This is a genomic window from Geodermatophilus sp. URMC 62 (genome assembly GCF_052931475.1).
This window is the reverse complement of the sequence record NZ_JBRFHY010000001.1, coordinates 2,814,907-2,839,000: the sequence shown is the minus strand read 5'-3', so window position 1 is coordinate 2,839,000 and position 24,094 is coordinate 2,814,907. Positions and strand designations below refer to the sequence as shown.

Below are 24,094 nucleotides of genomic sequence, written 5' to 3'. Positions count from 1 at the left end.
CGGCCACCCTTCTGGACCGTCAGGCCTGGGCGACGTGAAGAGCTCATATTTCACGCACACCCTGCTAATTCCCCTACCCGGGGTGATCGACCTCACACGCTGTCATGGTCAGCGACTCCCACCTCGCTACGTCTTGCTACTCCATTCATGATCGACAGGACACGTCTCGGCGCTTCCCAGCGCCCGTGGCCGTGCATCGACGACCCGCTGGCCGAGCCGAGTCAGCGCACTGGCAGGTAACGGGATCACCGGTAGGTGATCAACGGGGATTGCTGGAAAGCTGACCACGGGCTTCGAGGGATGCCCCTCGACTGACATGGACCCGAACTATCGACGCGGGGGCTGCAACAGGTGTTCACTCTTCTTCTCATCATGATCGCGGCTGTTGTCCTCCTGGGGGCTGGCTTCCTGCTCGGGATGTTCTGCCTCAGCGACGAGCGTGCTCGGTTGATCGCGTTGCGCGAGGAGGTCCACCAGAAGTCCCTGACCATGCAGAAGCGGATGCACAGTCAGGGTGCGGATCTGCCGTTGGGCGATGAGTTACCGCTCAGCGGACGCCGCTCCAGCTAGAGATCATCAACGGCGGAGTTACAGAAACGATCCGAACCCCAGAAGGAGTGCGACCACGAGGGTGGGAAACGAACCGCACTGGCCCCCACGACGACGCGTACGGCGCCGAGGGGAGCGGCTGGCTGTCCTGGCCACCGAGGAGCGCAACCGGCCTGTCGTCTACGACGGGTAGGCGGCCTCGGCGGAGACCGTCAACCCGGCGTGAGGCCGACGCTGAAGCTGGTAGCGGTAGTCGCGCGGCAGACTCACCCGGGCCGCGGCGGCCTGGCAGCGCGGCGGAACGCCCTGCGTGCAGCCGCAACGACGAGGGCACGAGCGGAGCCTGACATGCCGGACTTTCAGCGCTTGCCTGAACGACTGGGCACGCAGGCTAGGAAGTGGCAGTGCCCACGCCTACACCCGATCCTCCGAGCAGGACGCGCAGGTCTCGGCGACCAGGTCCCCGGCGCAGTCCAGCGCCGCGGACAGCCGCGGAGCGGTAGTTCCCAGCTCGCCGAGGATGGCCGCGGCCCGGTGCGGGAACCGCTCGGGCGCGGTGGGCAGCCGGCCGGCCGCGGCGACGGCGCCCTTCTCGTTGATCAACCACCGTCCGGCCCGGGCGTGGATGGCGTGTGCGCACAGGCCGACGGCGCGGAAGATGCACCCGGCCACGTAGGCGGTGTCCTCGCGGCCAACGGCCTTGCGGGCGATCTCCACCGAGAAGGACGCCTCCCACAGCGTCTTGGTCACCACCGTCGTGGCCAGGGCCGGCGGGTAGCGGCCGGCGGCGTGGTGCAGACCGGTGAGCTCACCGGAGGGGTCAGCCAGGACCAGACCCAGTGCGATCTCACCGGCGTAGGCAAACTCGGGCCAGCCCAGCGGGTGCCCGATCTGGGCATGCAGCGCGAAGTGCCCGCTGCTCGCGCCCTCCCAGGACCTGCGGACGCGGTCGACGTCCCGGTAGATCCAATCGACGGGGGTGTCCCCGATGTGCAGCCAGGCGCCGCCATCGACCCACGGTCCCCACTCGCCGGGCCGGGTCACCGCTGCCTGCGGGCCGGCCACCTCGCGCGCGAGGGCGCCCAGCCCACCGACGTCCAGCGGAGGCCGGTAGTAGACCCCCAGATCGACGTCGGAGGCGGGGGTATGGGTACCGCGAGCCCGGCTGCCGCCGAGCAGGACGCCGACCACACCGTCGAGGGCAGTCAACCGGCCAGCGATGTCCCCGAGCTCCTGCTCGTCGAGCATGCCGGCAGCATGATGCATGCCACGGCGCGTGGCCGTCGCCGGCTCCTCCACTTCACCTGCCGCGACTGACCGCAGATCAGCGCGTGTACGGAGACCTCACCGTGGAAGTTACGGGCTCTACGGGCAGCCCCTGCAGCAGATCCGGCCCCGACCACGCTGCTGGTCGGCCTTGCTGACCACTACCCCGGCTCGACCTCGGACCGGCCTGCAACTCCCGCAGCAAATTTATGTAGTCCTTCGTCACTGCGTGCACTGTGGCCATTGGGAGGCGAAGGAGGGCGGCCGCAAGGGACCCTCGGACGCCCAGGCCGAGGGCGCACCTCCCCAACCGCGCGGGTGATCGTTGAGCGGGACATACCGAACCAGCAGGCCAGCACGTCGTGGGTGACCCCGTGGCGCAGATGCACCAGGGTGGCCAGCAGCCGGTCAACGAACACCTGCCGGTGCCGGGCACCGGCTCCGACCACCCGCCGGCGCGGCCGATTGGCCAGGCGTGCGTCCCGGCGCGACTGCCAGCGCGGTCCCACTTCGGCGACCAGCTCGGCCAGGACCTTTGGGGACAGTCCGGTCACCCGGCGATCGGCGACAGCGGCGGCACAGGGAGAGTGCTCGACACACCACAACCCAGCCCGTCCTGCACACAGCACGGTCAAGTCGTCAGGCTAACCATGCACGAGGTCGTAAGAAGTAGGTGGTCCGCCCCGCCGAGACCTCAGCCCGTGTGCTAGCCGCTCTTTGATGCAGACCTCCTCGACCTCGGGGTCGTCGAGGTGCCGCTGCAGCGGGCCGAAGCCGGCCACCCGGTCGAGCACGTCGCGCACGACCGCGTCGGCGTCGCCGAGCGGCGGCAGCGCACCGGTCAGCGACCGCTCGGAGTAGTCGGCGACCACGTCGCGGACCAGCACGCGCACCGGCGCGGGGTCGGTGAACGGGTCGAGCCCGCGGCGCCGGATGAGCTCGCGCACCTCGCCGTCGACGACGTCGAGCGCGCTCGTTCCAGTCGGCACCGCACCCCCGTCTCACCGCCCGACCCCGTTCGGGACGACGGGACTGTAGGGGGGCGGGAGCGCTCCGCGGGACCACCGTCAGCCGATCTGTGGATACCGCGCGCGACCACGTGCGCCGTCCACCCCATCGGATGACTCCGCGCCCCGCCCCCGTGGGCGGACGAGACACCCACCGCGACGACACCCGCACCTGTCCGCGGACGGCGATGGTCCGGGCGACCCGTGCGGTGCCCGCCGCGCCCTTGATCAGGAGGCACGGCGACGACGGGGCGGCACCGCGCCGACCGGCCCGACCACCGGGAGCACCGTCAGCACACCACGAGGAGCACCGGGGCCAGCACGGAACCGACGACGGCGCTGTCCCGCTCATCGTCGTCGGGCGCCCGACTGCAGGTCCGGAGAGTGCACGGTGGGGGTGTCCGTGGGCGCGGACGAGCCCGGCCCGTCACGGCGACTCGGTCGATCCCCAGCAGGTCTGCACGTCACCCCGTCGGTGGGGTGGACGCCTCGTTCACCTGCGTCGTAGCGGTCGCTGTGGTGGCCTGGTCGGTCGGATCCTGGGTGGCCTGCGTCGTCGGCGCAGTCGACGGCGGCTCCGGTGCCTCCGTGGTCGGCGGAGCCGTGGTGGGCACCTCCGGCGCCTGCGTGGTCGGCGGGGCGGGCGCCTCGCTGGTCGGCGGGGCGGGTACCGACGTCGTGGGTGGCGGGGGCGACGTCGTGGGTGGCGGGGGCGACGCCGTGGACGACGGCGGAGGTGCCTGCGTGGTCGTGTTCGCAGGCGGCGGGGCCGTCTGGTCGGTCGTCGGCGGCGGGGGTGCCGGCGTGGTCGTCCGGTCCGACGGCGGCTGGGTCCCCGGCGCCGTCGTCGTGGGTGGCAGCGAGGAGGGACCGGGCGGGGTGCTGACCGACGATCCCGAGGTCTGCCCGGAGGGGGAGGCGCTCGGGGTGCTCCCGGAGGTCGGGCCGGTGCCGGTCGGGTGAGCCGGAGCGGTCGTCGGCCCGGTGGGCGTCGGCGCCGTGGTCGTCGGTCCGGTGCTCGATCCCCCCGCAGGAGGGGTCGACGACGGACCGGACGTGCCCTCCACCGACAGGTCCTTGGCCGCCTCGGTCTGGGCCGGTGAGGCGGGATGGTCCTGCTCACCCAGCGTCGCCCGGGGCCGGACGACCACCGCGTCGTCGTCCGGGACTTGGTCGCCGTCCTGCACCACGAGGACGAACTCCACGACGGGCGCCGGTGCCGGTTCGATCACCGTCACGCGGTCGGGCGCGAAGCCCGGCCACGGTGCCTCGCCTGCCTCGTAGCTGGATGCGGGCTGGCCGTCCGGCGGTCCCAGGGGGTTGCCGCAGGCGCACCTCACCTGCGGTGCCCCGCGCTCGTCGACGAGCACGGCCGTCCCGGCCTGCAGGATGGACTGGACGGGAACGGCACGGCCGTCCCGGTAGTCGTGGTTCGTGACGGCAGTGTCGGTACGGAGGGTCACGGGCGTGAGCCGCTCGAGGTAGGTACGGATCTCGCCGGGTTCGATCCCCTGGGCCCTCGCCCACGCGCGTCCCGGACCGGGGTGGGTCTCGAGATACGTCGCCATCGCCACGGGATCGCAGGCGTTGCTCCCGGTACCGCCGTAGATGCCCGGGGTGTTCCCGGACACGGTTCCCCGCGGCGGCAGCACCGGGGGCTGTCCCGGGTCGGCGCTGTCGGGAGGCGGCGTGAAGGGGCCGGGACCGGGTGAGGGAGCGGGCTCGGCCCGGACGATGGCGGTGCCGGACGAGCCGACCAGGAGCACGGTCGTCACCACGGCGGTGAGAGCGAGCAGGAGGACGACCGCGCCGACCAGCAGGCCGGGAGGTGCTCCGGCACCCGCGAGTCGGCGTGGTGGCGGAGCCTCGCGCCAGGCCCTGGCGCCGCGAGCACCACGTCGGGTGCGGTCTCCCGAGTGCACACCGGGGTCGGGGAGCGGCGCCCCTGCAGGCCCGACCTCACGAGCGGCCGGTGCCGCCGGGACGTGCTCGGTCGTGTCCGCGGGGCGGGGCGGGACCGCGTGGGGCACCTCCTTCGGCGGAGGGGGTGGCAGCACGCTGGGGGCAGGTCGGGTGTCCACGGGCTCCGCGTCGGGTGGAGCCGACGGTGAGCCGTTGCGCTGGGCGCGCCGCGCCGCGGCCTTCGCCACCCAGTCGTGCTCGGCGACCACGATCCGCCGACGGCCGGACAGGACGGACTCGAGATCCGTCTCGGACCTCCAGGCGGGGTCGCAGCACGCGCGCAGCCGTTCCGCGACGCGGTCCACCTCGGGGTCCTCGAGGGCGGCGAGCTGCCTCCAGGCGGCGGTGTCGAACGGGGCGGCGAAGTCCTCCCGGCTGAAGATCAGGTTGTCCTCGTTGTAGAGCTCCCAGGGCCGTGGGCTGCGCGAGAGCGCCAGCAGCGACAGGTAGATGACCAGGGCGGGGAACGTGTCCATCCACGGTCCCCACTGGTCCCGCGTCCGCTGGTAGTTGCGGTGACCGCTCTCCTGGGGCGGCTTCTTGCCCTCGAACGAGGGGATCCACGCGCAGTCGAAGTCGACCAGCCGCAGGGTCCCGAGTTCGTCGACGAGGACGTTGCCGTGCTGGAGGTCGCCGTGCGCGAACCACGCCGTCTGCATCCGCCCGACGAGGTCGCGCCACAGCGCGGCGAGCGCTGCGATGGCCGAGAGGTTGCTGGTCTGGACGAGGTGGTCGGCGTACCGGTCGAGGGTGCGGCCCTCCACCCACTGCATCCGGATCATCGGGTACCACTGCTCGCGGATCCGGATGGCCCGGTCCACCCACTGCGCCGTCGCGACGTCGGGCCCGAGTCCGGCGTCCTGGAGGTGCCGCCCGAGCGCCGTGTACCGCCCCTTGCTCGATGCGTCCTCCCGGATGAAGAAGCGCAGCGCCTGGTCCTCGCCGGACACCTGGGCCTTGAAGACGACCGCGGTGCTCCCCGAGGCGGGCATCGGCACGCCGAGCAACGGGTGGACGGCGAACCGGGCCTCCTGCAGGTCCTCGTCGGCGAAGGAGGAGTCGGGGTGCTGGACGGCCCGCACGTAGTCGTCGGCGCTGGGGTAGTCGATCACAGGCACACCATCACGTGATCCGGGGCGGAGTCGGCGACGAGCACCCTCATCAGGGTCACGTCGTCGTTCCTCATGTCGCGGGCCGCCCTGCTGTCGGCGACGAACCGGGCGAAGGTGTCGGGGTGCCCGATGCGGGACAGGAAGCCCCAGACGCGGTCGTCCCCCTCGTGCCCACGGGCGCGGACGATCCACTCGGCGAGCGCGTCGGTGACGAGGAAGAGGTGGTCGCCCGCCTCGAGCTGGTGCTCGGCGAACCTGAGCCGCTCCGTCATCACCGGGAGGGCGGCCGGATCGGTGTGGACACCATCGGGATCGAGCCCGAAGTCACCGGCACCGAGGGGCGGGAACTGGACGAGGAGGCGGCGCCGGCGGACGTGGAAGAGGACGGCGTCGCCGAGCGCGACGGCCTTCCACGAGGGTGCGGGCCCGTCGAGGTCCCCGAGCTCGCAACCGAGCAGGGTGGCGAACGACCCCTGGGCGAACTTGCGCTCCTCGAAGATGCTGGCGAACGCGGGCGGGGCGGCTGCGACCCAGGCCTGCTGGACAGTCGCGAACCAGCGCAGCATGTCCGCGGGGGCCAGCTCCGGAGCGGCCCCGTCACGGTCGACGAACGCGGTGACGAGGTGCTCGACCCACCGGACGGAGTCGTAGGCCTCGGTGGCACCGTCGGCGACCACGAACCGGGGATCGCGGCCGGAGCGTGCGTCGCCGGGGTCTACGGCGGCGCCGTCCTCCCACTCGTGGGGAGCACTGCCGTCCTTCTCCATCCAGAAGGTCACCACCCGGGCGCTCAACACGGCCGGCCCTCAGCGTCCCGGGATCTCGGCGGCACGGGTCCCGATCTCGAGGAACTTCACCAGTGCCTCCAGATCGGCGTTGAAGCACATCGCCCGGGCACCGGACTGGACCGGTACCCCGGCAGCCTTCGCGTGGCGGACCATGGGCGCCGGCAGGACGCTGCTCATCTCGAACAGCTGCGGCCCCGGGTCGGGGAAGGCGTGTCCGCTCGTCGGGAAGAAGGCCGGGTCCCCCTCGGAGGACAGGAACACGTTGAACAGCAGGGTGGGTCCGTCGACCGTCTCGACCGTGGTCAGCCGCTCGGCCCACTCGGTGAGGTCGGCTCCGTCGTAGGGGCTGTCGGTGACCAGGCCGTCGGTGATGTTGATGACGATGGGGGGGAACGAGTCCGGGTGGGCCTCGACCCACTCGAAGACGTGTTCCCCGGCGACCGCGATCGCCTCGCACATCGGAGTCCGGTAACCGAACACCGGCTCCACCCAGATCGGCACCCTGGTGACCGCGGCCATGGTGTCCACCGACGGCTCCTCGAGGATCGCGAGCGGCGCGTTCGCCAGATCGGACAGCGGGACGATGCCCCGGCCGGTCAGCGTGCCTCCGAACGCGGACTCGACGCCCTCCCCGCCGGCCACCGGTGATGCCCCGTAGCCGAGCACGAGGACGTGGAAGTAGTCGCGGACGGCCCCGCCGACCTCCTTGGTCGACTTGATGCACAGGTCGAGCAGCAGGCGGTTGATCGCCCTGGCCGCACCGTCGGCGAGCGTCATGCCGGAGTTCCGCCACTGCGCGCCCATCGACTCGGACCGGTCGAGCAGCACGACGATGCAGCCCGGGTTCTGCCGCGAGAACGTCTGGTCGTACATCGGTGTCCTCCGGTCATGTTCCAGCGGTGCCGGGTGCACCGGTCCGCATCCCGGCCGGGGACCGACGAGGGTCCACCCGGCCTGCCGGCCACGGCTGGTCCGGTCGCCAGTCCCAGCCGACCCCACAGGTCCGGCACTGGAACCCGTATCCGGGCGGAACGGCCTGCACGTCGAGCTGGAAGCTCCCGCAGCGCGGGCACTGCGCGATGATCGACGTCTGCACGTACGTCTCCAGATCGGGCGGCGGGGCGGGCTCGGAGGCCGGAGCGGCGCCGGGTGCCTGCGCGGAGGGGCTGCCGCGCCCCCACCACTGGACGCTGGGCACCGGGAGCGCCAGGTGTGCCCGCTCGTCATCCGGCGCACGGGGCTCCGCGTCAGGGGAGCCTGCAGCTGAGCGCTCCGCGGGCGGGTGCGCCTCGGCGGGCGGCTCCCCTGCCGGATCGTCAGGAGCCAAGGCGCCCGTCTGCTGCACGTCGCCGTCTGCGAACCGCGCACGGACCACGGCCGCGGGCTGGTGCACCAGTTCCGCGTGGATCAGGAGGATGCCCGCCACCGCGATGAGCCCCAGGCCACCCAGCAGGATCGGCGCCGTGGGCAGCCACTCCGGATGGACGACGGTGACGCCTGCCGCTCCGCCGACCACGGTCGCGACCACGGTGGCAGCGGGGAGGACGACGCTGGCCGGCGGACGGCCCGAGGGAGAGGTCATCCGCTCCTCCCCGTGAGGAAGGTCAACGTCGCGGGCACGGCACGGGGATCGGACCAACCGCCCTGGCACGCCGTCCGCCCCGGAGCCAGTCCCGTGGCGGCAGCCACCAGGTCCGCCGCGCCCGGCGGGACCGTCACCTCCCACCCGTCCGGGACGGTGATGCAGAGCAAGCGGTCGACGAGCGGCTCGTCGACCGACTGGACGCGGGCCGGCGAGAGCGACGTGGGCGGGCGCACCGGCGCGAAGGTGCGCAGGTCCCCCGGGACCGTCTCCAGTACCGTCCAGAGCACGTGATCCCGCACGGCCGGGTCCGCCGCCGTGACCGAGAAGGTGGGTCTGCCGTCGGTGGCCGCCGTGAACGACGACCGCGCGACCGCGGAGGTCGGCGCCGCAGCCGGGGGCGCGGTCACCGCCAGCCTCGGGGGCCGGTCGACCAGCGCGCTGGTGCCCGCGCCGAGCAGGAAGGCCAGGACCAGGGCGTAGAGCGGGACCAGGTGGGGGTTCGCCACAGCCCGGGCGCGTGCCCGGCCACCGTCACGGGTGGCCGATCTCGCGGATGCGCTCATCTCTCAGCTCGCTGCAGAGGCGGTACAGGCGGTTGGCCAGAGTGATGCGCCTGCGGTCGATGAAGATCAACACGCACAGCCCCTCCCGGATCCAGATCGCCAGGCCGCTCTTCACGAACCGGTAGGTCAGCTTCACCACGACCGGCACGAGGAGCAGTGCGATCGGCAGGACCAGCAACGGGACGATCACCGATCCGTCCAGTTCGAGCGTGTAGTAGAGCGCAGCGGCGAAGGTGACCAGGACCCACGCCGCAGCAGGCAGATACAGCTTCAGCCGTGACGGCTGGAAGATCACGGAGCTGTTGATGTACTCCAGCGAGCCGTCCCGGTAGGTCACGGCACCGAAGAGCCCGACCGTCAGCGAGGCGACGCGCTCGGTCGTGACCGCGGCGAAGCTGTGGGTCCCGATCCCCCACATGCCCATGACGCCCATGTAGCGCGTCTCGACGATCTGCTCCCCGGGTGGGACGAACTGCGCGAAGAGGATCTCCAACGCCCGCGGGTCGTCCACCTTGGCGCGGGCCATCACGCCTTCCGCGAGCGGCGGCGACGCGGTCGTGGCGGACGGCGGTCGTCCCTGGCTCCCGCCGCCCGACCCCGAGGTGGCGACCGAGCCAGCCGTGTACCCGCCCGACGCGGAGGGAGACGCCGTGGTGGGAGGTGCCGCTGTGCGAGGGGGCGCGGTGGCGGCGCCGGAGGTGTGAGCGCCCGACGGTGGGCCGAACTGCGGCCCCGTCCCCGCAGGGGGCGTGGTGTTCCGCGACGAGGACTGTGCGCGCGCGGCGCGGCCGAAGAACTCCGCGCCGGGTCGGGAATCGGTCATGAGCTGCTCCGCAGGTTCGCCGGTCGTCGGGGCCGAGGTCAGTGCGCCCAGGGGCGGAAGGTCGGGCCCCTCCTCGTCAGGTCGTCCAGGGACACGGACCGGATCGACTCGTCCGGTTCGACGCCGGGAACGGGAACCGCGTCCGGGGCAGGGGCCGGGGCCACCGGGATGTCGAGCAGTCCCGCCACCGTGCTCGGGAGCCGACCGAGCTGGGGTCGCAGCGGGCGTGCCGTGGCCTCGAGCCACTGGATCGAGGAGAGGAAGAACTCGAGGGGCCCGGTCAGCGTCGCCGTCCGGTCGATGCGCACGGTCAGCATCGGCTTCCGCTCCCGGGACGCGAGCTCGACCTCGCGGTACACCTCCTGCGACGCGCAGGAGCGGACGGAGAAGACGACGACGAGGAGCCGACTCCGCCGGATCCCGTCGATGATCGCAGGGGCCCACTCGCTGCCGGCCGGGATGTCCCGGGGCGCGACCCAGCACCGAAGCTGCGCCGCTTCGAGCACCCGGACGATCTCCGCTGCCTGGGCCGCATCGGCACTGGCGTGGGAGATGAAGGCCACGGGTGAGGACGACGCCGACTTCTCCCACCACTTGACCCGGGGAGAGGACACCTCGACGACCTCCTACGTGTGCTGACGGTGACGACGTCACCGGTGAGTGACGGGAGAGCGACGGATCGGCACGCGTGACGTCAATGTGATGACGGCGACGCGGCTGTGACCCAGAGGCGTTGGTCCTGAGGACAGGAGCGCGTGGATCCTCGACCCGACACGGCGGTACGGGAACGGACGCCATGTGCACATCGCCTGCCCCGACTCCCCCGCGCATCAGCGCAGGCGGATCTCCGCGACGAGCTGCCCGTGGTCGGACACGACCCGATCGTGACGGTCGTCGCTGAGCTGACCGTCCACCAGGTGGTCGTCGGAGGACCGGAGGTCGACGACCTCCCCGATGCGCTGGGGGTCTCGGTCGTGGAACCCCTGGCGCACCAGGACGTGGTCCGGGTTCTGGTAGCGACCGGTGCACACGTCGCGGAGCGCCTCCTCGTGGAGGACCTCCGGGAGACCGACGACGTCGGCGTCCATCCGGTCCAGCCGGTCCGCGGCCAGGCCGGCCCTCTCGTACTCGGCCTCGGGGTACGGCTCCTCGTCCGGGGAGGAGCGCTCGCCGGGTCGGGCGAGGTCCATCAGGTCGAAGGCGGCGACCTCGACGTCCATCCTCCCGACCTCCTCACACCGTCCGGGGCTCCCACCGGCTGGCCGGCGCGGCGACGCTAGGAGGTGCTCCGTCACGCCGCCGTCACCGTCGTGTCACCGCGCCGGCCGAGATCGCACGCCGGACGACGGGGGTCCGGACGATCCGCACGGCTGCACTGCGCTGCACTGCGAGCAGGTGGCACGGCGACGTCGGGGCGGCACCGCGCCGACCGGCCCGACGACGTCGGGCTCGATCGGCGTCCGGGTCGGGAACGGATGCGGCCGCGCCCCAGTGACCGGCTGGTCAGCCACCGCCGCCGGCTGCGCTGCCCGGTCGACGTCCCGGAGCGGGCCCGACGGTCAAGCAGGCGGCGGGCCGGTGATCGCCACGCCGTAGCCGTCGAGGACCTGCCCGAGCCGCTCGACCGCTTGGGCGGGCGGGGGGCCGGGCACGGGCGGCAACTCGGCGGCGGGGTCGCTCGGCGTGCCGTCGGCGACGAAGAACTGCTCGAACCCGGCCGGCGTGACGAGCAGGAGGAACCGCGCAGTGGTGCTGCGGACGCGGTAAGCGTGCTCGCTGCCTGCCGGCAGGTGCAGCGTGTCCCCGGCCGCGACGACGGTGTGGTCGCCGTCCGACCAGCCGTCGAGCTCCCCGTCGAGCACGACGAACGTCTCACCCTCCCGGCTGTGCCGGTGCAGGGGCGTGGCCGCTCCCCGGCGCCCGACGTGCTCGATCACCGCCAGATGGCCCGCGGTGTCCCCGCCGGTGAGGCGCATGCGGAGACGCAGACCCAGGTGGTCGTAGGCGTTGCCCTCGTCGGTGCGGACGAGTCGGGTCATGGGTACCTCCTGGGTGCGGGACGATCACCGGAAGACGGCCACTGCCGCGGGCGGCAGGGTGAGCCGGACGGCGCTGCGCCCGGCCGTGGACACCACGTCGAGGACGGCCGGGACCCCCGGGTCGCTGCCGTGGCGGCGGCGGAGCGTGGAGCCGGCGGGGTGCAGGCCCGCGTCAACGGTCACCCACGCCGTCCGGGCGCCGGCGGCGTCGGTGTTGACGGCACAGAGCACCTCGCGCTCCCCCAGCAGCCGGGACCAGGCCACCACGCTTAGGACCGGACCGCCGAAGCCCGTCGGGAGGCCGAAGTCCGTCCCGTTGCCGGAGATCTCCCGGAGGTACTGGCGGCCGCGCCGCAGCGCGGGCTCCTCGCGGCGGACCCGCAGGAGCGCGGCGAGCTCGCGGTAGAGAGGCTGGTCCTCGTCGAAGACGTGCCGGTCGCGGCTCCGGAAGGCGCCGAACTCCCCGCCGAACATCGCCTCCCGGATGTACCGGTCGGGAGCGTCCCGACCGTCGCCCCGGCCGTCGAGCAGCTGCTCGCTGCCGTAGTAGACGCACGGGATGCCGAGGGTGAGGACGTTCACCGCCAGCACGGACAGCGCGAGCCGGCCCTTCTGCGGATCCGCGCAGAGCCGTGCCTTCGCGTTGCCCTTGCGGACCTGGTCGTGGTCGTCGTAGGAGGTGACCACCGTGTTGCGCAGCCAGGTGTGGCTGCCCTTGCCGATCAGCTCGCTGTTGCGGAACAGGTCGAAGTAGGCGGCGGGGGCACCGGCCCCCGTGCCCGCGTCCTCGAGCTTGCCCTGCAGGTCGGCCAGGCCGAGTGCGGCGTCCAGGCCGGTGCTCTCCATCGTCTCCACGGCGAACCCCCGGCTGCCGGTGATCTCCCCGACGAGGAGGAAGCGGTCCTTCCCGATCGACTCGGCGAACTCGTGCACCGCGGAGGTGAACCAGCGCGTCGCGCCGACGTCCATGTGCTTGACGGTGTCCACGCGGAACCCGTCGAGGTCGGCGTAGGCGATCCACCAGCAGTAGGCCCGTGTCAGCGCGGCCAGTGCCGGTGGTGCCGTGTACTGGTCTGGCGGGCCGCCGGCCTGGGTGATGTCCTTGAGCCCGGAGAAGTCACCCTCGCGGTACTCGGGGTCGTGGTCCCAGTTCGAGATCTGGCCGAGGCGCGACCAGGTCTCCGGCGGGTGGAGTTCCTCGGGGAACACCGCGCCGTCGGGCCACAGCGCCGCCGCCTCCTGCGGGCTGAACGGCCGGGTCCCGCCGGCGCCGTCCCGCCACCCCTGCACGGGGTAGGGGCGGCCGTCCCAGCGCGGCACCACGGTCCCGGGCGGGTCGTCCGGATCGGTCGACGGGTAGCGCGCCGGGTCGGACAGGTCGTAGGCGAAGACGTCGCCGGCGTGGTTGAGCACCACGTCGAGGAGCACGCGCAGTCCGGCGTCGTGCGCGGCGCGGACCAGGTCGCGGACCCCCTCGTCCGTCCCGAAGCGCGGCTCGACGGTCAGGAAGTCCTGGGTGGCGTAGCCGTGGTAGTTCGCCGTCGCCCCGGGCGGCGTCAAGGCCTGCTTGAGGACCGGACTGATCCACAGCGCGGTCACCCCCATCCGCCGGAGGTACCCGAGCTTGCTGCGGACGCCGTCCAGCGTGCCGCCCACCCACCCGGTGCCGGCGGCGCGCCACCTGGCCGCGTCAGCGTCGTCGCGCACGGCACTGCCGTCGTCGGCCGGCGTGTACCGCGGGGTCGCTCCGGGGACCGGGTCGCCGGCCAGGTCGCGGTACTGGTCCTCCTCCCCGTCGGAGAAGCGGTCGACGAGCAGGAAGTAGAGGACCTCGTCCTCCCACGCCGACGGGGAGGCCGACACCGGGGCGGGGGGCGTCAGGTCGAGGTCGGCGGCGCGGCGGCCGGGCATGGGACCTCCGGACACGAGGTGGTGCGGTGCCGGGGGGCGCCGGCCCGGGTGCACCGACCCGATGGTCGGCGGGGTCGAACGCTCCCCGGCGGCCGTCACGGTTGCGTCACCACGCCGTCACCGCGACCCGGTACGACTGCGCCAGGGGCTGTCCCAGGGGCCCACTGTCGTCGGTCCCGCCCTGAGGACGAGTGCTCCGCGGAGCAGCCGTCCGACGGGTGGGGTCCGGACCAGTCGTGCTCTGCCCACACCTGTGGGCAGAGCACGAGCGACCGGAGAGGAACTGCCGGCCGCCGCCGGCGCGGTGCGCGCACCGCTCGTCGGAGCAGGCGACGCCCCGCCGCGCTACGTCACCCGGCGCGGCGGACGGTGAGGTGCGGCGGCCGGGCCAGCGTCTGGGCCACCACGCAGTACCGCTCGGTCAGCTCCCCCAGCCGGGCCAGGGCGGCGTCGTCGGCGTCGGTGCAGCTCGCGCAGCTGAGCGGCGTCCGTGCCGGCCTCCTGGTCGTCCCGGGACCTGCGTGCTCACGACCAGCCGCCCGTCCCGCGACCGGGCCCACCCCCCCGGCCGGCCGGGGACGCCGCACGAGCGCGCGTGACGGCGCCCGCGCCGGTCGAGCGCCCACCCGATGACCCCGCGTGGGCGATCAGCGCCGCCACCAGCTCCTCCGCACCCGGGCGGGGGGCACCGGGGTCGCCCGGCGCCCCGAGCAGCTGCTCGAGCGGCGCACCGGCGGGCCCTGCCCGGTCGTCGACGAGTCCCCGGGCGACCAGGGCGGCGACCAGCGTCTCGACGTCGTCGAACACCTCCCGCCTGCCGGTGCGGGAGGCCAGCACCCACCGGTCCCCGAACACGGAGAGCCCGGCGCGGGGCCCGGCGCGGTGCCGGAGCTCCCGCAGGACGGCGGACCTCCCCCCGTGCAGGTTGAGGTGAGCGGTGGTCCTCGAGACCGCGCGGCCTCCGGGACAGCCGGCACACACGGGCGCTCCCTCCGCTGGGGCCTACGGCATCACGTCGCCGCTGTTGGGGCCCAGCGTCTGCCCGGTGTAGAGGTCGCCGCCGGGTGAGGAGGCCAGCAGCAGCGCCGTGGGCGCGACCTCGGAGGCCTGGCCGAAGCGGCCGATGGGCAGCTCGGCCTGCTTGGCGGCCTTCCACTCCTCGGACAACCCCTCGATCAGAGGCGTGACGATGGGGCCCGGGGCGATGGCGTTGACGAGGATGCCGTGCTCGGCCAGCTCCAGGGCCAGGGCCTTGGTCATGCCGATCACCCCGGCCTTGGCCGCGACGTAGTGCGTCAGGCCGGTGCCGCCCTTGATGCCCAGCTGCGAGGCGATGTTGATGATGCGCCCGCCGCCGCGCTGCACCATGTGCGGCGCCGCCCAGCGGACGGCCAGGAACACGGCCTTGAGGTCGACGGCGAGGACGCGGTCGAACGTCTCCTCGCTCATCTCCAGCAGCGGCGTCTCGTCGAGGATGCCGGCGGAGTTGACGAGGACGTCGATCCCGCCGAGCTCGTCCACGATCCGGTCCATCGCCGCCCGGACGGCCGCGCCGTCGGTGACGTCCACGGCCAGCGCCGTGGCCCGGTGACCGGAGCTCCGGCACTGCTCGGCGACGGCCGTCGCCTTCGGTTCGTCCCGGTCCAGCACGGCCACGTCGGCGCCCTCCTCGGCGAAGAGGACGGCGATGGCCGCGCCGATCCCGCCGCCACCGCCGATGACGACGGCGACCCTGCCCGTGAGTTGCCCGTCCATGTCGTCCTCTCCCGCGCTCAGCTGGGCCAGCGGACGGTCAGGCCGCCGTCGACGATCAGCTGCTGACCCGTGACGTAGGCCGAGTCGTCGCTGGTCAGGAACCGGATGGCGCGGGCGGCCTCGTCGACGTCGCCCACGCGGCCCCACGGGATGAGGGAGCCGGCGGCGTCGAGGCCCTCCCGGCCCAGCGAGTTGACCGCGTCGAGGGACTGCGGGCTCTCGATCAGTCCCGGGATGACGGTGTTGACCCGGATCTTCCGGGGTGCGAGCTCCACGGCCAGCGACCGGCACAGGCCGAGCAGGCCGGCCTTCGCGGCCGCGTAGTGGGAGTGCTCCTCCCACCCGTAGACGCCGCCGGCGATCGAGGAGGTCGCGACCATCGCCCCGCCCCGGGTCATCCGCGTGCTGCAGGAGCGGAAGACGCGCAGGACCCCGGAGAGGTCGACGGCCATCATGTCGTCCCACGCCTCGTCGGTCATGTCCGCCAGGGCCGCCCGGCGCAGGATGCCGGCCGCGGCCACCGCGATGTCGAGCCGGTCGTGCTCGTCGAGCGCGGTCTGGGCGAGTGCCTCGGTGTCGGCGAAGCTGCGCACGTCCATGGGCACGGCCGTGCAGCGCCCACCGACGGCCTCCACGGCGCGGACGGTGTCGGTCGCGTCGTGGGGGTCCGAGGGCAGGTAGCCGACCACGCTGTGCGCACCGGCCCGGGCGTAGGCGACCGCCAGGGCCCGGCCGATCCCGCTGCCGCCGCCGGAGACGACGGCGACCTTCCCCTCGAGCCCGTCGTCGCGGTTCACGCGAACACCGTCGACTTCTGGTGGGCGTCGTGGATCGTGCGGGTCCCCGCCATGCACAGCGCCGAGACGAGCAGGCCGCCGGTGCCGGTGATGATGGCGGCCACGCCGGTGTCCACGCCCGCGGTCAGCAGGATGGTGAGCAGGCCCGAGCCGGCGATGCCGCCCAGCGGCGCCATCACGTGGGCCACGTTCGCGCCCATGCCGCGCACCTGGGGCGGGAAGGACTCGCCCATGTAGAACAGCAGCGCCGCGTAGGGGCCGGTGAGGAAGAACAGCGTCATCGCGTAAAGCGGGATGATGAACGCCGCGTTGCCCGGGCCCAGCAGCATCACCAGGCTGACCAGGCCCCCGGCGATCCAGCCGAGGACCACGGTCCACTTGCGGCCCATCTTGTCGCCCAGCCACCCGTGGAAGACGTAGCCCACGAAGCCCACCGCGTTGGAGAGCACCAGGATGATGAGGGCGTTGTCGAAGGACACGTCCTTGGCCTCGACCAGGATCGTGGTGCCCAGGACGGAGAAGACCTGGATCGAGAACCAGTTGAAGAACCACGCCAGGGACAGGCAGGTCGTGTGCCGGCGCAGCTCCGGTGTGAAGACGTCCTTGACGCCGGTGGCGTGGTGGGCGGCCTCCTCCAGGTCGTGCTCGGCGGCGAGGGCGTGGGCGCCGGCGGTGTCACCGGTGGCGCGGCGCCGCCTGACCTCCTGCATGGCGGCGAAGGTCGGCGACTCGGGCAGGCGGGTCGCGAGGACCACGACGATGATCGACAGGACCGCGGCGACGACGAAGGACCAGCGCCAACCGATGAGCGGCAGGGTCAGCGCCGACAGGCCGGCGGAGACGAGCGCGCCGACCGGCCAGCCGCCCTGGACGAGTGAGTACATGAGGCCCTTGCTCTTGGCCTCCTTGTAGATCTCGTTGAGGTAGACGGCGTTGACGACCTCCTCCGACATGGAGAAGCCGGAGAAGGACCGGATGATGATCAGGCTGACGGCCCCGACCGCGGCACCGGTGAGCCCGGACGCCACCGCACCGCCGAGCATGAGCACGATCAGGGCCCGCTTGCGGCCCATCTTGTCGATGATCGTGCCCACGGCGAGGGCGATGATGAAGACGCCGATCGTGGCGTAGGTGTTGATCGCGGCGGACTCGGCGACCGACCAGCCGAACTCCTCGGCGATCACGGGCAGGAGGGTGCCGAAGAGGGTGAAGTCGTAGACGGACGCCACCCAGGCGATGAAGCAGACGACCGACACCTGCCGGATGGTGCGGGCGGTGATCTGGACGTTCCAGGGCTCGACCCGGGGGGACGTCGCGGTGGGGCGCGAAGCGGACATGGCTGTGCTCCTCTGCAGCGGCAGGTCAACCGGCCTTGCGCGGACTGCGGGCGGCGAAGTCGCGGGCGACGTCCTCCATGGAGGCGAACTCGACGCCGTCGTGGCCCTGGATGTGGTCGAGGAGGCGCTCGAGCATGAGCAGGTTCTGCGGGTGCCCGGAGACGTCGGGGTGGATGGTGATGGGGAAGACGGCGTAGTCCATCTCCCGGTGGACCCAGTCGAACTGGTCCCGCCACAGCTGCTCGATGTCGCGCGGGCTGACGAAGCCGTGGCTGTTCGGGCTGGACTTGATGAACATCATCGGCGGCAGGTCGTCGAGGTACCACGACGCCGGGATCTCGATGAGGTCGGTCTCCTCGCCGCGCACGAGCGGTTTCATCCAGTCCCGGGCGGACGCCGCCTCGTAGTCGATCTTCGTCCAGGTGTCGCCGACCCGCACGTAGTAGGGCGTGTGGTCGTCGTGCATCAGGGAGTGGTCGTAGAGGAACCCGCGCTCCAGCAGGATCTCGTTGGTGACCGCCGAGAACTCCCACCACGGCGCCACGTAGCCCACCGGCCGCTTGCCGGAGCGCCGCTCGATGAGGTCGGTGCAGTAGTCGAGGATCTCGGTCTCCTGCTGGCGGGTCATCGCGATCGGGTTCTCGTGGCTGTAGCCGTGCACCCCGATCTCGTGGCCGGCGGCGACGACCTCGTCGAACTGCTGCGGGAACGTCTCCACGGAGTGGCCGGGCCAGAACCAGGTGACCGGCATCTCCCGCCGCTGGGCGAGCTGGAGCAGGCGGGGCACACCGATCTCGCCGGCGAACAGGCCGCGGGAGATGTCGCCCGGTGAGTCCTCCCCGCCGTAGGAGCCCAGCCAGCCGCCGACGGCGTCGACGTCGATCCCGACGGAAACGTAGATCCTCTTGGGCACGGTGCCTCCTTCATGGGTGGGTGAGACGGACGTCGTCGGCGTGGGCGTCGTCGCAGTGGGCTCGGAACGCCGCGGGCAGGTCGGCGGCCGGGGTGCCGTGGGAGAGCAGGAGCGCGGCGAGGATGCGCGCCTGGAAGGGGTTGAGGTCCCCGGAGGGGACGGCTCCGGCCGCGACCAGGTCGGTGCCGCCGCCGTTGCCGTAGCGCGGGACGACCGGACCCCACGGCGTCCGGGTGCCGAGGACCACCGCGCACCCGCTCCCGACGGCCTGCGCGACGGTCTCCGCGAAGCCGGGGCCGGCGTTGCCCACACCGGTGCCGGCCAGCACGACCGCCTGGGCGCCGGACCGCACGGCGAAGTGCAGGAGGTCCGGCGTGGCGCCCGGGTACACGGTGACGACCTCCACCCGGGTGGTGTCGAACGCGGCCGTCGGCGGGGGCAGCGGCGGGTGACGCCGGGGGGTCGCCGTGACGACGAGCCGGCTGCCCACCACGTGGGCGACCTCCGCACCGCCCTGGAACGGGTTGCTGGCGGTGGTGTGCGCCTTGCGGGCGCCGCGGGCGGAGCGCACCGTCCCGTTGAAGGAGATCAGCACGCCGCTGCCGTGCAGTTCCGGCGACGCCGCGGCCAGCACCGCCTCCTCGACGTTGCGGGGACCGTCGGGCGCCGGGCTGTCGGCCGGCTGCTGGGCCCCGGTGAACACCACGGTCTTCGGCGAGCGGTGCACCAGGTCCAGCAGGAACGCCGTCTCCTCCAGGGTGTCGGTGCCGTGGGTGACCACCACGCCGTCGACGTCCGGGTCCAGCAGCGCCTCCTGCGCCGCCTCGGCGATCAGCCGCAGGTCGCCGAGGCCGAGCCGGTAGCTGTTGGTCCTGAGGACGTCCCTGGCCGAGACCCGCAGCTGCCCGTACTCGCCGGAGGCCAGGTCGGACGCCGCGTCGGTGGCCACGGACCCGGCGTCCCCGCTGCCGCGCGACGCGATGGTCCCGCCCGTGCCGAGCAGTTGGACGTGCGCCACGTCCGCCTCCTCCCCGTCGAGCGGTCCGCCCCGAGTGGCGAAAGACCCTTCGGCGGACGAATGCCGCACAATGCATTTGCGAAAGGTGTGCACGTGCAGGTTGGGCGGTCGCACTTTCGTGCGCAACACGGAAAGGAGAAATGACCCTGCGTCACAGTCCTGGAACGGGGAGGAATGGCGATCGTGGCCACCGCACGCGAGTCGCCGCGGCCGGTGACGGAGCCGATCGGCTCCCGCCGGGACCTGGTCCGGGACGAGCCGCAGGTCGCGGGCGACCGGGATGTCCCGCCGAGTGGTGGCTGCCACGGGAGCCTGCTTTCATGACAACCCCGTCACGGGGCGACGACGCGGCCACTGCCCCGTGGACGACGCTGCCGGCCTCGCGACGACGGCCCGTTCCTCCCCGTCGGGCCCTCTCCCGAGATGAGGAGACGATGATCCCCAGCATCAACTCCGACATCGGCGAGTCGTTCGGTATCCACTCCTTCGGGAACGACGAGCGCCTGCTGCCGCTGATCGACACCGCCAACGTGGCCTGCGGGTTCCACGCCGGCGACCCGGTCGGCATCCACGAGGTCGTCGCGCGAGCGGGAGCGGCCGGGGTCTCCGTGGGGGCGCACCCCGGGCTGCCCGACCCGGTCGGGTTCGGCCGCCGGGAGATGAAGCTCCTCCCGGAGGAGGTCCGGGACATCGTCCTGTACCAGGTCGGGGCGCTGTCGGGCTTCCTCGCCGCCGAGGGGCTCGTCCTGGACCACGTCAAGCCGCACGGCTCGCTCTACGGCATGGTGGCCCGCGACGAGCAGCTCATGGACGCCGTGTGCGACGTCGCGGTCCAGTACGGCGTCCCGGTCTACGGGATGGCCGGGACCGCCCACGAGACGGTCGCCGAGCGCCGCGGCGTGGACTTCGTCTCCGAGTTCTACGTGGACCTGGGGTACCGCGCCGACGGGTCCCTGATCATCCTGCGCCGGCCGTCGGCGACCCCGCCGGAGGTCGCCGCCGCGCGGGCGCGCCTGGCTCTGTCGGAGGGGGTCGCCGAGGCCGACACCGGCGAGCGCGTCCCCGTCCGCGTGCAGAGCATCTGCGTGCACTCCGACACCCCGAACGCCGTGGACGTGGCCACCTCGGTGCGCCAGGTCCTCGACAGCACGACCACCGGCCCCACCGCGAGCGAGAGGACCCGATGATGGCCGAGCACACGGTCCTGTCCCCCCTGCCAGGGGTCTTCTACCGCAGTCCGTCACCCGCCGAGCCGCCGTTCGTGGAGATCGGGTCCGCGGTCACCGCCGACCAGACGATCGGACTGGTCGAGATCATGAAGCAGTTCGCCGAGGTCAAGGCCGGGGTGGACGGGAGCCTCACCGGCTTCACCGTGGAGAACCAGGCGACGGTCGGCCCCGGGGATCCGATCGCGACCATCGACGCGGGCTGACCGGTGCGCAAGCTCCTCGTCGCCAACCGCGGCGAGATCGCCATCCGGGTCATCCGGGCCGCCCGGGAGCTGGGCATCCCCACCGTCGCGGTCTGCAGCGAGCCCGACGTGGAGGCCCTGCACGCCCGCGCCGCCGACGAGAAGGTGGTGATCGGACCGGCCGCGGCGGCGCGGAGCTACCTGGACGTCGACGCCGTCCTGGGCGCCGCGGCGGAGGTGGGCGCGGACGCCGTCCACCCGGGCTACGGCTTCCTCTCCGAGCGGGCCGAGTTCGCCGAGCGCCTCGAGCAGGCCGGGATCACCTTCGTCGGGCCGTCGGCCGAGGCGATCCGCCTCATGGGGGACAAGGCGCTGGCCCGCTCCACGGCCGCCTCCGCCGGGGTCCCGACCGTGCCCGGCTCCGACGGCGCGGTCGCGGACGTGGCCGACGCCCTCGACGTCGCGGCCGGGATCGGCTACCCGGTCGCGGTCAAGGCCGCCGCCGGTGGCGGCGGCCGGGGGATCCGGATCGTGGGGACGCCGGAGGAGCTCCGGTCGGCGGTGCCGACGGCCCAGGCCGAGGCCACCGCGGCCTTCGGGCACGGCGAGGTCTACCTCGAGCGGTTCGTCGAGCACGCGCACCATGTGGAGGTGCAGGTGTTCGGCGACGGCTCCCGGTTCCTGCACCTGGGTGAGCGCGAGTGCTCGCTGCAGCGCCGCAGGCAGAAGATCCTCGAGGAGGCCCCCTCACCGAGCATCTCCGAGGCGGTGCGGGAGGCGATGACCGCCGCGGCGGTCCGGCTCGCCGCCGAGGTCTCCTACCGCGGCGCCGGCACCGTGGAGTTCCTCTACGACCCGGACCACTCCGACTTCTTCTTCATCGAGATGAACACCCGCATCCAGGTCGAGCACCCGATCACCGAGATGGTCACCGGCCGCGACCTGGTGCGCGAGCAGCTCCGCGTCGCGGCCGGGGACCCGCTGTCCTTCACGCAGGAGGACGTGGAGTTCCGCGGGCACTCCATCGAGATGCGGCTGAACGCCGAGGACCCCGCGCTGCAGTTCCTGCCGAGTCCGGGAGCGCTCGAGGTGATGCGGATGCCGGCGGGCCCGTTCGTGCGCGTCGACTCCGGCTACGAGCAGGGCACCGCGGTCAGCCCCTACTACGACTCGCTGCTGGCCAAGGTCGTCGTCTGGGACGAGGACCGTCCGCGGGCGCTCGCGCGCGCCCGCAGGGCGCTCGACGAGGTGCACGTCGTCGGGGTGCAGACGACCGCACCGTTCCTGCGCCGGGTCCTCGACCTCCCGGAGGTGGTCGAGGGCCGCTACCACTCCACCTTCCTGGAGGCCTGGATGGCCGACGGCGCTCCGACCCGGGGGACGGCATGAGCGCGACCGACGCGTCCGATGCCACGACCGCGAGCCGCTACTCGTGGGGCGGCGACGAGCACCTCGTCGTGCAGGTGTCGGAGGAGATGAGCCTCGAGGCCAACTCCACCGTGGTGGCGGTGACCGACCTCCTGCGGCAGCGCCGGCTCGACGGGGTCATCGACATCTGCCCGGCGAACGCCTCCTTCCTCATCCGGTTCGACCCCGACGTCCTGGCTCCGGCCGACCTCGAGGCCGCGGTCCGCGGGGCGGAGGCGGAGGTGGCGGACGCGCCGTCCCTGACGCTGGAGACGCGGGTCGTAGAGGTGCCGGTCTGGTACGCCGACCCCTGGACCACCGAGACCGGTGGGCGGTTCCGCGACCGGCACCAGCGGCCCCAGGGCACCGACCTGGAGTTCGCCGCGGCGGAGAACGGGCTGTCCTCGGTGCAGGAGTTCATCGACCGGCACTCGGGCGCCCCGTGGATCACCTCGATGGTCGGGTTCGTCGCCGGCCTGCCGTTCCTGTTCCAGATGGTGTCGCGGGACCGGCAGCTGCAGGTGCCCAAGTACCTCCGGCCCCGGACCGACACGCCACCGCTCACCGTGGGGCACGGCGGGTGCTTCGCCTGCATCTACTCCGTCCGCGGCGCCGGGGGCTACCAGATGTTCGGTGTCACGCCGGCGCCGATCTTCGACCCCGCCCAGACGCTGCCGGACTTCGCCGACTTCATGGTGTTCTTCCGCCCCGGCGACATCGTGAAGTTCCGGCCGGTCGACGAGGACGAGTACCACCGGATCCGCGAGGAGGTGTCGGCCGGCCGCTTCCGGTTCCGGCAGCAACCCTTCCGCTTCAGCCTCGACGAGTTCCACGCCGACCCCGACGCGTACAACCGCACGGTCCTGGAGGTCCTCGATGGCGATTGAGGTCGTCGCGCCCGGCCTGGGCTGCACCGTGCAGGACCAGGGCCGACTCGGCCACTACGACGTCGGGATCCCGCCGTCCGGGGCCCTCGACCTGTTCTCCGCGCTCGCCGCCAACCTCCTGGTGGGCAACGACGAGGGGGCGGGCGTCCTCGAGGCGGCGTACATGGGACCGCAGCTGCGCTTCACGGCCCCGGCCGTCGTCGCCGTCACCGGCGCCACCATGCCGGTCACGGTCGGCGGGCAGCCGGTGCCCCAGTGGGAGTCCGTCGACGTCGCGGCCGGTGACCTCCTGGAGTTCGGGATCCTGCAGCAGGGGGCCCGGGTCTACGTCGCCGTCGCCGGTGGCGTCGACGTGCCCGTGGTCCTCGGCAGCCGGTCGACCTACGCGCTCGGCGGCTTCGGCGGCTTCGCCGGGCGCGCGGTGCAGGCGGGGGACGTGCTGCAGGTGGGGGCGGGGTCCGGCCGCGCCGGTCGGCAGGTCCCCGAGCACCTGCGCCCCGCGCTGGCCCGGGACCAGGAGCTGCGCACGGTGCTGGGTCTCTACGACCACCGGCTGACCGACCGGGGCCTGGCCACGCTCCTGGAGACGACCTGGACGCTGACGCCGGTGGCCGACCGCATCGGCTTCCGCTACAGCGGTGGCGAGCTGGAGTGGCGACCGCGGGAGCAGCCCTTCGGGGCGGGGTCGGACCCGTCGAACATCGTGGACGCCGGGTACCCGCTGGGGTCCATCCAGGTACCGGGCGGCGTGGAACCGATCATCCTGCACCGCGACGCCGTCTCGGGCGGCGGTTACGCCATGGTCGGCACGGTGGTCAGCGCCGACCTCGACACGGTCGCCCAGTCCTCCCCCGGGACGCGGACCCGGTTCCGTCCGGTGTCGCTCGCCGAGGCGCTGGAGGCGCGCGCCGACCGCCGTCGGAGGGTGGAGGACCTGCGGGCCGCACTGGGATGAGCGACGGCC

General features: G+C 72.9%; 25 protein-coding genes. 6 read left to right on the top strand and 19 right to left on the bottom strand.

All coding sequences use genetic code 11. The annotated features are described in order from the left end of the window. Positions 1 to 372: 372 nt before the first annotated feature. Positions 373 to 570, top strand: a complete 198-nt coding sequence (locus ACU616_RS13760; protein ID WP_446759018.1) for a hypothetical protein — start codon at positions 373 to 375, stop codon at positions 568 to 570. A gap of 393 nt (positions 571 to 963) precedes the next feature. Here ACU616_RS13760 and ACU616_RS13755 read toward each other — a convergent pair whose 3' ends face one another. From ACU616_RS13755 to ACU616_RS13665, 19 genes are all read right to left on the bottom strand, one after another. After that, positions 964 to 1,797 carry a nucleotidyltransferase domain-containing protein gene (locus tag ACU616_RS13755; protein ID WP_446759017.1) on the bottom strand — a complete coding sequence of 278 codons (834 nt, stop codon included), beginning with the start codon at positions 1,795 to 1,797 and terminating at the stop codon, positions 964 to 966. Positions 1,798 to 1,976: 179 nt separating this feature from the next. Then, on the bottom strand, positions 1,977 to 2,174 hold the full coding sequence (locus ACU616_RS13750; RefSeq protein ID WP_446761480.1) for a hypothetical protein: 198 nt from the start codon (positions 2,172 to 2,174) through the stop codon (positions 1,977 to 1,979). Between the two features lie 285 nt (positions 2,175 to 2,459). Then, positions 2,460 to 2,804, bottom strand: coding sequence for a hypothetical protein (locus ACU616_RS13745; RefSeq protein ID WP_446759016.1), 345 nt, complete (start codon positions 2,802 to 2,804; stop codon positions 2,460 to 2,462). A gap of 482 nt (positions 2,805 to 3,286) precedes the next feature. Next, positions 3,287 to 5,896, bottom strand: coding sequence for a DUF6777 domain-containing protein (locus tag ACU616_RS13740; protein WP_446759015.1), 2,610 nt, complete (start codon positions 5,894 to 5,896; stop codon positions 3,287 to 3,289). Beyond that, positions 5,893 to 6,693, bottom strand: coding sequence for a hypothetical protein (locus ACU616_RS13735; protein ID WP_446759014.1), 801 nt, complete (start codon positions 6,691 to 6,693; stop codon positions 5,893 to 5,895). The genes ACU616_RS13740 and ACU616_RS13735 overlap by 4 nt, the downstream gene beginning before the upstream one ends. A gap of 9 nt (positions 6,694 to 6,702) precedes the next feature. Beyond that, positions 6,703 to 7,557 carry a hypothetical protein gene (locus ACU616_RS13730; protein ID WP_446759013.1) on the bottom strand — a complete coding sequence of 285 codons (855 nt, stop codon included), beginning with the start codon at positions 7,555 to 7,557 and terminating at the stop codon, positions 6,703 to 6,705. A gap of 13 nt (positions 7,558 to 7,570) precedes the next feature. After that, on the bottom strand, positions 7,571 to 8,212 hold the full coding sequence (locus ACU616_RS13725) for a hypothetical protein (protein ID WP_446759012.1): 642 nt from the start codon (positions 8,210 to 8,212) through the stop codon (positions 7,571 to 7,573). Positions 8,213 to 8,262: 50 nt separating this feature from the next. Beyond that, positions 8,263 to 8,775 carry a hypothetical protein gene (locus tag ACU616_RS13720; protein ID WP_446759011.1) on the bottom strand — a complete coding sequence of 171 codons (513 nt, stop codon included), beginning with the start codon at positions 8,773 to 8,775 and terminating at the stop codon, positions 8,263 to 8,265. Between the two features lie 25 nt (positions 8,776 to 8,800). Next, positions 8,801 to 9,655 (bottom strand): hypothetical protein, encoded by an 855-nt coding sequence (locus ACU616_RS13715; RefSeq protein ID WP_446759010.1) that lies wholly within the window; start codon positions 9,653 to 9,655, stop codon positions 8,801 to 8,803. 38 nt (positions 9,656 to 9,693) lie between these two features. Continuing rightward, on the bottom strand, positions 9,694 to 10,269 hold the full coding sequence (locus ACU616_RS13710) for a toll/interleukin-1 receptor domain-containing protein (protein WP_446759009.1): 576 nt from the start codon (positions 10,267 to 10,269) through the stop codon (positions 9,694 to 9,696). 216 nt (positions 10,270 to 10,485) lie between these two features. Further along, positions 10,486 to 10,875 (bottom strand): hypothetical protein, encoded by a 390-nt coding sequence (locus tag ACU616_RS13705; protein ID WP_446759008.1) that lies wholly within the window; start codon positions 10,873 to 10,875, stop codon positions 10,486 to 10,488. A gap of 339 nt (positions 10,876 to 11,214) precedes the next feature. Beyond that, positions 11,215 to 11,694 carry a cupin domain-containing protein gene (locus tag ACU616_RS13700; RefSeq protein ID WP_446759007.1) on the bottom strand — a complete coding sequence of 160 codons (480 nt, stop codon included), beginning with the start codon at positions 11,692 to 11,694 and terminating at the stop codon, positions 11,215 to 11,217. Positions 11,695 to 11,718: 24 nt separating this feature from the next. Beyond that, positions 11,719 to 13,605, bottom strand: a complete 1,887-nt coding sequence (locus ACU616_RS13695; RefSeq protein WP_446759006.1) for an alpha-amylase family glycosyl hydrolase — start codon at positions 13,603 to 13,605, stop codon at positions 11,719 to 11,721. Positions 13,606 to 14,130: 525 nt separating this feature from the next. Next, the gene (locus ACU616_RS13690; protein WP_446759005.1) at positions 14,131 to 14,442 is read right to left on the bottom strand and encodes a hypothetical protein; all 312 of its coding nucleotides are present in this window, start codon (positions 14,440 to 14,442) and stop codon (positions 14,131 to 14,133) included. A gap of 165 nt (positions 14,443 to 14,607) precedes the next feature. Next, positions 14,608 to 15,360, bottom strand: a complete 753-nt coding sequence (locus ACU616_RS13685) for an SDR family NAD(P)-dependent oxidoreductase (protein WP_446759004.1) — start codon at positions 15,358 to 15,360, stop codon at positions 14,608 to 14,610. A gap of 17 nt (positions 15,361 to 15,377) precedes the next feature. Then, positions 15,378 to 16,157: an SDR family NAD(P)-dependent oxidoreductase gene (locus ACU616_RS13680; protein WP_446759003.1), complete on the bottom strand. Its 780-nt coding sequence runs from the start codon at positions 16,155 to 16,157 to the stop codon at positions 15,378 to 15,380. Beyond that, complete coding sequence (locus ACU616_RS13675; RefSeq protein WP_446759002.1) at positions 16,154 to 17,494, bottom strand: MFS transporter; 1,341 nt, start codon at positions 17,492 to 17,494, stop codon at positions 16,154 to 16,156. The genes ACU616_RS13680 and ACU616_RS13675 overlap by 4 nt, the downstream gene beginning before the upstream one ends. A gap of 25 nt (positions 17,495 to 17,519) precedes the next feature. Further along, positions 17,520 to 18,407: a polysaccharide deacetylase family protein gene (locus ACU616_RS13670; protein WP_446759001.1), complete on the bottom strand. Its 888-nt coding sequence runs from the start codon at positions 18,405 to 18,407 to the stop codon at positions 17,520 to 17,522. 10 nt (positions 18,408 to 18,417) lie between these two features. After that, complete coding sequence (locus tag ACU616_RS13665; protein ID WP_446759000.1) at positions 18,418 to 19,425, bottom strand: asparaginase; 1,008 nt, start codon at positions 19,423 to 19,425, stop codon at positions 18,418 to 18,420. 434 nt (positions 19,426 to 19,859) lie between these two features. On the opposite strand from ACU616_RS13665, the gene pxpA reads away from it, so the two are divergent. The 5 genes from pxpA to ACU616_RS13640 are packed head-to-tail and all read left to right on the top strand — an operon-like array spanning position 19,860 to position 24,085. After that, on the top strand, positions 19,860 to 20,612 hold the full coding sequence (gene pxpA / locus ACU616_RS13660) for a 5-oxoprolinase subunit PxpA (protein ID WP_446758999.1): 753 nt from the start codon (positions 19,860 to 19,862) through the stop codon (positions 20,610 to 20,612). Continuing rightward, positions 20,612 to 20,857 (top strand): acetyl-CoA carboxylase, encoded by a 246-nt coding sequence (locus ACU616_RS13655; RefSeq protein WP_446758998.1) that lies wholly within the window; start codon positions 20,612 to 20,614, stop codon positions 20,855 to 20,857. Before pxpA ends, ACU616_RS13655 begins: the two co-directional genes overlap by 1 nt. 3 nt (positions 20,858 to 20,860) lie before the next feature. Further along, positions 20,861 to 22,225, top strand: coding sequence for an acetyl-CoA carboxylase biotin carboxylase subunit (locus tag ACU616_RS13650; protein ID WP_446758997.1), 1,365 nt, complete (start codon positions 20,861 to 20,863; stop codon positions 22,223 to 22,225). Beyond that, entirely contained in the window at positions 22,222 to 23,130 is a 909-nt protein-coding gene (locus ACU616_RS13645; RefSeq protein ID WP_446758996.1) for a 5-oxoprolinase subunit B family protein, read from the top strand. The genes ACU616_RS13650 and ACU616_RS13645 overlap by 4 nt, the downstream gene beginning before the upstream one ends. After that, the gene (locus ACU616_RS13640; protein WP_446758995.1) at positions 23,120 to 24,085 is read left to right on the top strand and encodes a 5-oxoprolinase subunit C family protein; all 966 of its coding nucleotides are present in this window, start codon (positions 23,120 to 23,122) and stop codon (positions 24,083 to 24,085) included. The genes ACU616_RS13645 and ACU616_RS13640 overlap by 11 nt, the downstream gene beginning before the upstream one ends. The last annotated feature ends 9 nt before the right edge of the window (positions 24,086 to 24,094 follow it).